4 protein-coding genes are annotated in these 10,607 nt (G+C 67.6%); 1 reads left to right on the top strand and 3 read right to left on the bottom strand.

Translation table 11 applies throughout. The features are described from left to right. Positions 1-5 precede the first annotated feature (5 nt). Positions 6-4,841 carry an autotransporter domain-containing protein gene (locus AC6HZP_RS23280; RefSeq protein WP_497524750.1) on the bottom strand — a complete coding sequence of 1,612 codons (4,836 nt, stop codon included), beginning with the start codon at positions 4,839-4,841 and terminating at the stop codon, positions 6-8. A gap of 144 nt (positions 4,842-4,985) precedes the next feature. Beyond that, positions 4,986-7,253 (bottom strand): glycosyltransferase family 2 protein, encoded by a 2,268-nt coding sequence (locus AC6HZP_RS23275; RefSeq protein WP_497524749.1) that lies wholly within the window; start codon positions 7,251-7,253, stop codon positions 4,986-4,988. A 709-nt stretch (positions 7,254-7,962) separates the two neighbouring features. On the opposite strand from AC6HZP_RS23275, the gene AC6HZP_RS23270 reads away from it, so the two are divergent. Further along, on the top strand, positions 7,963-8,919 hold the full coding sequence (locus AC6HZP_RS23270; RefSeq protein WP_497524748.1) for a tetratricopeptide repeat protein: 957 nt from the start codon (positions 7,963-7,965) through the stop codon (positions 8,917-8,919). Positions 8,920-9,092: 173 nt separating this feature from the next. Here the strand turns inward: AC6HZP_RS23270 and AC6HZP_RS23265 are convergent, their stop codons facing one another. Continuing rightward, positions 9,093-10,607 carry a xylulokinase gene (locus tag AC6HZP_RS23265; protein ID WP_497524747.1) on the bottom strand — a complete coding sequence of 505 codons (1,515 nt, stop codon included), beginning with the start codon at positions 10,605-10,607 and terminating at the stop codon, positions 9,093-9,095.

Below are 10,607 nucleotides of genomic sequence, written 5' to 3'. Positions count from 1 at the left end.
CCGCGTCAGAAGTTGTGGCTGGCCTTCAGGCCGAAGGCGTTCTCGGTCGAGGTCTGGCCGAAATTGCCGTCATAGAAGGCGCGCACCGTGTTGCCGTTCTCGAACAGGAGGTCGACGCCCACCGAGGTGTTCCAGAGCAGCCGGTCGGTGCTGCTGGTGACGGTGAAGTCGCTGGTGTTCGAGGTGTCGGCGACGAAGCGGGCGTTGAGCGCGAAGCTGTCGCTGGAGAACGCCGTGACGCCGCCCTTGACGTAGGGACGGATCATCGTGCCGCCGGCGGTGATGACCTGGCCGCCGACTTCCACTTCCGGCGCGACGCTGAACACGGTCTGCGAGCCGCTGTCGACCGAGACGGCCGCGACGCCGCCGGTCTCCGAGAACGCCGCCTGGTAGAGATAGGTGGCGTTGCCCTCGATCTGCGGGCGGATGTAGACGGTGTCGTTGCCGAAGTCGTAGGCGGCGCGCAGCCGTGCGTTGAGCGAGCCGGCTTCCGGCTTGCTGTTCAGCGCTTCGTTGAAATCACCGAACCGGACAGAGCGCTCGCTGTCGTACCAGCCATAGCTGCCCGAGACCGCCGCCGCGAGGGTGAGCGGGCCGGGCACGTACTTGACGATCAGGCCGCCTTCGAGCCGCTTGCCGTCGCTGGTCGCGCCGCTGGCGCCGGTGGTCTTCGAGGTGCCCGCCGCGACGGCGAAGCCGACGCGGACGTCGTCCTTGACGGCGTATTGCGCGCCGCCGGCCAGTTCCCAGCTGGTGCGGTCGAAGCCGGCGTTCTCCGCCGTCGTCTCGCGGTCGAACGTGCGGTAGCCGACGCGGCCCCAGGCGCATTCGCCCTCGGCGTTGAAGGCATAGGCGCCGTCGCGCACCTTGCAGCTCAGCATGCTGGTGGCGAAGCCGAGCGAATCCTGGACCGCCGTCATCTGCTCGTTCAGATAGGCGTCCGGCGAGAGCTGGTTGTAGGCGTTGTTGACGTCGTCCATCGTGGTCAGGTTCAGGAGCGCCAGGCCGATCGGATCGAGCGCCGGCAGATGGCCGATCGTGCTGTTGAAGTAGCTGCCGAGCACCTTGCCGTTTGCGTTCAGGCCCTGGGCCAGATAGTCGTAGCCGGCGACCGTCAGGTCGAGATGATCGCTGTTCGAGTTGATCTGGTACTGCACCAGCGGATTGGAGACCGTCAGCCCGTTGGTGGCGATGTTCTCTGCCGTCAGGACCGTGAAGGTCTGTCCGAACGTGCCGAGCGTCGTCAGGTGCAGGCCGAGCGAGCCGGCGAGGCTGGCATTTTCCGAGACGTCGAGCCGGTCGGCCGTCGAATGGGCGAGGTCGACGTCGATCTTCAGCGTGCCGGCGGCGCCGTTGACGAACGAGCCGTTCAGCGCCGTCGTGGCGATGGCGTCGCCGCCGATCGTCACCACGCCGTTGTTGGTCAGCGTGTTGCCGGCGCCGAGATGGACGGTGTCGCCCATGTTGAAGATGCCGTCCGGGCCGTTGTCGAAGCGGTTGGTCCAGTCGCTCAGGATGACATTGCCGGTGATCGTGCCGTTGTTGACGATCGTCGTGTCGCTGTCATGCGCCGAGATGGCGAGGCCGTTGATGCCGTCGGCGCTGCGGATGTCGCCGCCCTTGTTGTTGGTGAGCCAGTTCAGGTGGCCGCCGTCGAAGTTGACGCCGGCGAAGCCCGCGCCGCCCTGCACCGAGCCGCCGTCGATGGTGACCGTCTGGTCGCCATAGCTGGTCAGGCGGATGCCGTCGCGCGCCGCCTTGATGTCGCCGTCGATGGTGACGTCGATATCGGCGTTGACGGTCTCGGCATGGATGCCGTCGCCCTCGTCGGTGGTGATGGTGCCGCCGCCATGCGTGACCGAGACCGTGCCGTCGTCTCTGGCATTGGCGGCATAGATGCCGTCCGCCTTGGCGGTGATGTTGCCGGCGCTGACGACGGTGATGGCGCCGAGCGCCGACGTCGCGACGATGCCGGTGCCGTTGGTGGCGGTGATGTTGCGGGAGGAGACGCTGAGGGACCGGGTCCCCTCGTTCTTGGCGACGATGCCGTCGAGATCGGCGAAGATGTCGCCGACGCTGGTGACCTTGATGGCGCCAAGGGCGGACTGGGCGATGATGCCGGTGCCCTTGTTGGCGGTGATGCTCCCGGCGTCGACCGTGACGGCCGTCTCGCCGACATTGGTCGCGACGATGCCGTCGAGATCCGCCAGCAGCACGCCGGTCTGCGTGACCTTCACCTCGCCGGTGGTCGAGGTGGCGACGATGCCGGTGCCCTTGTAGGCGGTCAGGTTGCCGTTCTGCGTGACGCTCACCTTGGTGTCGCCGAGGTTGGTGGCGACGATGCCGTCGAGATCGGCGATGAGCGTGCCGGTGCTGAAGACCGCGACCTCGCCGGTGGTGGACGAGGCGACGATGCCGGTGCCCTTGTTGGCGGTCAGGTCGCCTTCCTGCGTGACGCTGACCGTGGCGTCGCCGACATTGGTGGCGACGATGCCGTCGGTTTCCGCGACCAGCTTGCCGGCGCTCTTGATTGAGATTTCGCCATCGGTCGACGAGGCGATGATGCCGCGGCCCTTGTAGGCCGTGATGTCGCCGGTCCGGTCGATGGTGATCTTGCCGTAGCCCTCGTTGCCGACCTTGATGCCGTCGAGCTCGGCGGTGATGGCGCCGGTGCCGGTCACGTTGATGGCGCCCGTCGCCGACCAGGCGGTGATGCCGGTCTTCGAATAGGAGGCCAGGTCGCCGTTCTGTTCGATCGAGACCGTGCTGTCGCCGAGGCTCGTCGCCTTGATGCCTTCCAGCTGCGACGTGACGGCGCCGTTGTTGGTGATGGTGATCTCACCGGTCGCGGACGACGCCAGGATGCCGGCGCCGTCATAGGAGGTGACGCCGGCGCTGGTGATCTTCACGTCGTCACCGCTCTCGTTGGTGGCGGTGATGCCGTCCAGCTTGGCGACGACCTTGCCGGTGCCGATGGTCACGGCGCCGCTCGGCGTATAGGCGTCGATGCCCTTGCCGGCGTTCGAGGTGACGGTGCCGGTCTGCGCGACGGTGACGCTGCCGCTGCCGGTCTTGGCGTGGATGCCGGTCAGCTTGCTCTCGATCGCGCCGTTCGAGGTGACCGAGACGGCGGCGGTCCCGGACGTGGCCCAGATGCCGGCGCCGTTCGAGGCCGTGATGGCGCCCGTCTGGTTGATCGTGTTACCGTAGCTCGATTCCGAGCGGATGCCGTCCTGATAGGCGGTGATCTTGCCGCTATTGGTGACCGAGGCGGTGCCGCCGATGGCGCTGACCTTGATGCCGGAGCCCTGGTCGGATTCGATCGCGCCGGAGGTGTGGTTGACCGTGGCGCTGGTGCTGCTCGAAACGGTGATCGCGTCGCCCTTGGCGGTGACCGCGCCGCCGCCCGAAAGCGTCGCCGAGCTGGCGCCCGACGTCACGACGATGCCCTTGCCCTCATAGGAGGTGACGTCGCCGCCCTGGGTGAACTTGGCGGAGCCGCCGCCCGATTGCGCCGTGACGGCGTCGAGCTTGCTCGTCACCGTGCCGTCGGTGGTGATCACGACATTGCCGTTGCCGGAGGCGGCATAGATGCCCTTGCCTTCGAAGGATTCGAGCGAACCCGTCTGGCCGACCGTCACGGGGCCGGAGCCGCTTTCCGCGTAGATGCCGGAACCCTTGGCCTGGAGCGTGCCCGCATTGGTGACGATGACCGCGCCGTTCGGCGATTTGGCGACGATACCGTCGCCCTTGCGGGCGATCAGCGAGCCGCCCTTGTGATCGACGGTGGTCGATCCCTCGCTCGAATTGGCGAAGATGCCGTCGCCGCCGGCGTCGATCGCGCCATTGACCCGGACGTCGACATTGACGAGGGCGTCGGCATAGACGCCGTAGCCTGCATCGGCCGTGATCGCGCCGGTATGCGAAAGGATCATCGGGCTTCCGTAGCCGTGACCTTCCAGATGGATGCCGTCCGACCCGGCGTGGATGTCGCCGGTGCTCGTCGAGGTGACGGTGCCATTGCCCGAGGCATAGATGCCGTGGCCGCCGAGCGCATGGATGTCGCCGCCGTGGTCGATCGTGACGGCGCCGGTCTCGAAGCTCTGCAGCGCGATGCCGTTCGTCGCGGCGTTGATCTCGCCGCGGCTCTTTTCCGTGATGCTGCCATTGGTCGAGGCGGCGATGCCGGCGCCGCCGGTCGAGGTCAGGTCGCCGGTGACGTCGATCGTCACAGCGCCGCCCAGCGTGCCATGCAGGTTGATCGCGTCCTTGCCGGCCTCAATGTCGCCGTTGGTGGTCAGCGAGATCGCGCCATCCGTCTCCGCCCAGACGCCGAACCCCTCGTCGGAGGTGATCTTGCCGGTGTGGTTGATCCCGATGTCGCCGATGTTCGCGTTGCCGTCCTCGTAGCTCTGCGCCTTGATGCCGTCGGCGCCTTCGCCCGTCGCGTGGATCGCGAACTGGCCGGTATTGCTGTCGATGGTGACGGCGCCGTTCGAGAGGAAGCGGATGCCCGCGACGCCTTCCTCCGGCGTGATGTCGCCGGTGGGGGCCGTCACGGTCAGCTTGGTGATCGGCTGGGTTTCGTCGATGTCGACGCCGCCCGCGAGGTCGCCGGTGCAGTTGCGCGTCGTGCCATCGTCGATGCAGGCGCCCCAGGCGGGAGCGCCCATGGCCAGGATCATCGCGCCGGCGGCGGCGCTGCCGAGGAGGGCGGTGCGCCAGCCCGAAGCCGAAGCCTCGCCTGACGCCCAAGACGTGTCCGCCATCCGCCCGATGGCGGCGTCCCTGCGGTTCTGCTGGCGATGGCCGTAGCCCCTTCCGCTCTCTGAATGTCTCACGTCGTCCCCCGGCTCTGCGATGTCGTATGGCTGAATGGCGCCCGCACGCGATCGCGCTCGGCGATCCGCGGGCTCTTCGAAATTCTGTCGTCCCGGCCGGACGCGTCGCGCCCCGGTCTCGGTGTTGAAAAGGCGTGTGTCCGCTCACGGGCCATCGGCTGGCCTCCGCAACAGCTTCGTCAGCAGCGTGCGCGCGGCGTCCATTTCGGCGACCGAGGCGCGCGCGACGGGATGCGCCCGAACCGTCTCCGCATGCGCCAAGCCGTGGTTCTGGCTTGCAATCGCCCCGCCGATCAGGTCGTCCTTGGAAAGCCTTGGCGCGACATTGAGCGGCGCCAGCAGGATGAGGGCGAACAGGCCCGCCGCGCCGATGGCGCGGGCCGGCTGCCGGCCGATCACGCCGAGGCTCTGCCGGCCCGCGTCGATCGCGGCCGTGAGCGGCTGCATCGCGGCGGCGAGCCGCTCGCGGGCCGCGAGGGTCAGGTCGGCGAAACCGTCGCGGAAACCGATGAAGCGGTGCAGGCCGTAGCCATAGAGCGAGACATTGACGGCGGGAACGATGGCGCCGAGATACTGGCCGGACAGCAGGCCCTCGACCACGTAGCGCAGCATCAAGAGCAGCATGAAGCCGTTGAAGAGGAAGCAATAGGGCGGGATGAACGTCCGGTCGGCGACCTTCGGCGTGCGCGAGAAGCTGCCCTTCCTGCCGGTGACGATCTGGCGGATCGAGGCGGCGATGCCGGCGAAGCTGACGGGCAGCAGCATCAGATTGAGCGCGCAGACCGCGAAGATGTCGCGGAAGCGATAGCCGAGGCGGCGGAGGTCGCCGCCATAAAGCAGGAAGTAGGGGACCATCACCAGCGGCGTCCAGACCAGCGCGCGGCCGTCGGATCCCGTCCAGATCATCAGCATGAAGACGGCGAAATTGCCGATGATCGGCGAGAGCAGATAATTGGTCCTGAGCATGAGTTCCGGCAGCCGCCTGAAGCGTCCGGGATTGCCGAGATACTGCCTGAGCAGCATCGGGAAGATGATCAGCCCGCCATTGCTCCAGCGCTTGCGTTGGATCGCCAGGGCGCCGAAATCGGCCGGCGTGGCGCTGTAGGCCATCGGCGCGAAGTAGTTGTGCACCGACCAGCCGGCCTGCAGCAGGTCGATGGTCGAGCCGGTGTCCTCGATCACCGTCGCGTCCTGGATGAACACCTTGTGCGTCTTGCCGCCCTCGACCTGCAGGCGGGCGATCTGTTCCAGCGCGGTGAAGCGGATCAGCGCATTGGCGCCGACCCAATAGGACGCATCGAAGAAGGTGGCGCCCTGGTGCACGAGATACTGGATGTCGGTCGTCGCGCCGGCGATCCGCTCGACCGGCGACGTGCCTTTCGGGAAGGTCAGGTACGGCGTCTGCGCCACGCCGAGCGTCGGGCGGCCGTGCAGCAGATGGACGAGTTGCAGCATGTAGTCGTTCAGGATGACGCTGTCGGCGTCGAGCGTCAGGACATAGTCGGCGCCCGCGATCGCGATCGCGCCGGCGGCGTCCGGCCGCGCCTGCTCGAGGACGGCGTGGCGCCCGCTCCGGCGGACGACGTGGCTGCCGCCCATCAGGCCGATATAGGCGTTCAAATTCATCGCCTTGTTCGGCGCGTGCGACAGGTTCTCGAAGGTCTTGCGCTGGAAGCTGCTGATGTCGGTGCAGAACAGATTGGCGAGGACGCGGTATTCGCGCGCGATTTCCGCGACCGGGAGCTCGCTCGCCACGACGCGCTCGGCCGTGTCGCGGTAGCGTCCGGCGAGATCGAGCACGATCCGGTCGATGAAGAAGCGGTCGACATGGCCAAAGGCCGGCGAGATCTCCGCCTCGAGGTCGCGGGCCAGATTCTCAAGGCAATAGGCGGCGTGGTCGTAGCAGCGCTTCAGCCGCCCGGCCTCGGCGGCAGCGTCGATCCGGCCGGCGCGGGCGCGTCGCTGCCATGCGGCCGCCTCGGCGCGGAGCGCCTGCATCGGCCCGTTCAGCATCTCCCAGACGTCGTCGACCGCGGAGAGCGTCAGCTCCAGCGAGCCGGGATCGTTCGGCGGGTCGTCGACGAGGAGCACGATGCGGCGGTTGGAATAGCGCGCCAGCGCCGCCGAGAGCATCGTCATGATGACGACGCGCCGCTCCTCCCGATAGGTCGGGATCAGGATGGCGACGCTCGGGGCGTCGTCATCGAAGAGATGGGCGACGTCGCGCTCGGAAAAGGCGCGGTGCTGCTCCGCGCGCCGTGCCGCGCCATAGCGGCTCAGCTGGTAGGAGAGGCAGCAATAGACGAGGCCGAGCAGCAATCCGCAATAAAGCAGGCGGTCGACGAGGCCGACATCGTCGAGCACATACAGGAACCCGGCCAGCGCGCCGACCGAAACGAGCGAACAAGCCATGGTGAACAGCACGAGATATGGCTCGTGCGTCCCGGGGGGCTCGCTCCTCCTGGGCTTGGTGAAGGCTCGGTGGCGGATTGGCATCGGGGCTTGGGTCGGTCCGGCTGAAACGGGCGATCGACGGGAACTCGTCCGTGAGTTCCGGGACGCCATGCGGCTTCCCGAGGACCTAGCGACGAGCAGTACTGCCGGATGCGGATGGAGGCGGGTGGCCGATCATGCCCAGCGGCAGATTGCTGCGGCCGGGGCGGACGACGCCGAAATCAGCGAGCGTGCGGGAGAGGTTGTTTCGTAATGCGATACAGTCGGAAAGGATAAAAGCGGAGGGTTCGGCGCCGACGGTCCTGCTCCGGGCGCGATCCCGCAGCAATTCGACCGACGGTCGTCCAGCCCGCCCCCCTGATCCACTTTCCACGTAGTAGTCCCCCGACCGGCTCGTGGCGCGAACGCTATGTCAGCCAAATCGGTTTCTTATTAAGAAACAGAATATCAAGGACATGACAGTAGAAACGTCGAACCTGCAACTGCCTACACCTCGGCCTTTGAGGGCGCAATGGGCGCCGCTGACGTGGCCGGAATCTGTGGCTGGAATGTCACGCTTTTCGTTCAATTGTCGGCCTAACGGCACCTTGTTAAGCCGACGTTCAGACGCTACCCATGTCGCGATCCGGCGGGCCCTCGCGCAGCGGCCTTCGCCCGGATTGGCAAGATGCGATCGGTCCCCGGCCGCGGCCTCGGGCGCGATCTCCGCGAGGGGCGGTTCGAAGGCATGACTTACGACAGCGTTGGAATTCGATCGGCCGCGCGGGCGCTGGCCGTCGGCCTCTTCATGGCCGGATCGCTCCTTGGCGCCAAGGCCGGGCCGAACGACGAGGGCGACAAGGCGCTGGCCGCGCAGGACTATGCCCGCGCCATGACGCTCTACCGGCAGGCGGCCGACGGCAACGACGCCTGGGGCCAGGTCAATGTCGGCAAGATGTACGAGAACGGCCAGGGCGTCGCCAAGAGCCCGAAGCAGGCCGCTATCTGGTACGCCAAGGCCGCCAACCAGGGCAATGACTGGGCGCAGAACAGCCTCGGCTCGCTCTACGAGAACGGCACCGGCGTGCCGAAGGACATCGCCAAGGCGGCGGCGCTCTACAGGAAGTCGGCCGCCAAGGGCAACAACTGGGCGCTGTACAATCTGGCGCGCTTCCAGGCCGAAGGTATCGGCATGAAGACCAACCCGGCGGAATCGCTGAAGAATTTCCGCAAGGCGGCCGAAGCCGGCAATTCCTGGGCGCAGTATACGCTGGGCGACAAATACGCGACCGGCGAGGGCGTCGCGCCGAGCTATCCGACCGCGATCGCCTGGTACAAGAAGGCGGCCGACCAGGGCAATGCCTGGAGCCAGTTCAAGCTCGGTCAGCTCTATGAGAAGGGCACCGGCGTCGTCCAGAACGACGCGACCGCCGCGAAGTACTACAAGGCCTCGGCCGAGCAGGGCAATCATCTCGCCCAGGCGAGCTACGGCCTGGCGCTCGAGACGGGCAAGGGCCTGAAGCGCTGGAACAAGGCCGAGGCGGTTCGTTATTACAAGCTCGCCGTCGCCAATCCGGGCGCCCCGGCCTGGGTGCTGCAGCGCCTCACCGCGCTGGACGGCCCGCAGCCGAAGCCCGCGAACTGAGGCTCGGGTCGCGACAGACCCTCACCCCGACCCTCTCCCGCCAGCGGGAGAGGGGGCCGCCGGTGCGTGTCGCGGCGCTCTTGTTCGATATCGGGGGCTTCGCTTGACTGCCGGGCAGCACCGGCCCAAAGCCCTCGCCCGCTTGCGGGAGAGGGTTGGGTGAGGGCCTTGCTTTAGCCGCGCAGTTCCGCCAGCAGCGGCGCCAGCGTCCGTTGCGCCTCGGCGGCGGCGCGATAGGCGGCCAGCATTTTTCCGACCCGCTCCGCCTCGCCGGCGTCCGGCTCGTGGCGCTGCTCCGCCTTGTGCAGGCCGAGCAGCGGCTGCATGTCGGCCCAGTTTCCGAGCGCCACCATGGCGAGCGCCGCAGCACCCAGCGACGCCGATTGCTGGTCGATCGAGGTCTTGTCGATGGTGCAGTCGAGGATGTCGGCCAGGATCTGGCGCATCAGCGCGCTGCGCGCGCCGCCGCCGACGATGGTCATGACGCGGCTGACTTCGGTAAGCCGGCGAAGTTCGTCGAGCGCGACGCGCAGGCCGAGCGCGATGCCTTCGAGCGTCGCGCGCAGCATGTCGGCCTGGTTGTGGCGGAGGTCGAGGCCGACGAAGGCGCCGCGCACCTCCGGCCCGCCCTCGAGGCTGGTGCCGCCGCCGAGCGTCGGCACGAAGAGGAGGCCGTTGGCGCCGAAGGGCGCGCTCGCGGCGCGCTCGAACAGCGCCTCATAGCCGCCCGCATCGCCGGCCATCAGCCTGTCCTTGACGAAGGAAAGGCTGGTGCCCGACGAGAAGATCGAGGTGGCCGAGATGATCTGGTCCGGCACGACATGGGCGAAGGCGAAGGGGCGGACGCGGCTGTCGAGCACCGGCTTGGTCGAGGAGACGGTGAGCCAGCTCGACGAGCCCATCGAACCGTAGAAATCGCCTTCGGAAAAGGTGCGCGCGCCGAGCGCCATGCAGCTGTTGTCGACGCCGCCGGTGACGACGACGACATCGGCCGGCAGACCGAGTTCGGCGGCGATTTCCGGCAGAACCGTGCCGAGGATCCCGGTCGAGGGCACGATCTCCGGGAAGAGGGCGCGGTCGACGCCGGCGGCCTCAAGGATCTCGTCGGAAAAGGCGCGGGCGTGCAGATCATAGGCGCCGCTGCCGGAGGCATAGGACGGGTCGGTCGCATGGCGGCCGCTGAGGCGCAAATTGATGAAATCCTTGCTGCCGGCGATCGAGCGGGTCCGGGCAAAGATCTCGCGACGGTTCGCCCGGAGCCAGAGGATCTTGAACAGCGGATAGAGCGGGGCCGGGAAGCCGTTGCCGGTGAGGCCGTACCAGCGCTCATAATCGAAGTTTCGGAAGAAGGTCTCCGCCTCGGCGCCGGCGCGTGCGTCCGACCAGATCGGCACGCGCGTGAGGAGCGGCCGGTCGTTCTCGTCGAGCGGGATGCAGCCGAGGCTATGGCCGGAAATGCTGATCGCGCCGACGGCGGAGCAGTCGACGCCCTCCGCCTCCAGCAGCGCGCGGATGCTGGCGGCGACCGCGTCCCACCATTCGTCGAGATCCTGTTCATGCAGGCCCGGCGCTGGGAAATAGGTGCGATAGTTCTGCACCCGCTCGGCGAGGCAGGCGCCGCTCGCGTCATAGAGCGCCGACTTGACGCCGCCGGTGCCGAGATCGAGCGCCAGAACTGTCCGGGCCAT

The organism is Kaistia sp. SLG-1, assembly GCF_059699055.1.
The sequence above is the reverse complement of the archived record's forward strand: the minus strand, read 5'-3'. Positions and strand labels throughout refer to the sequence as shown.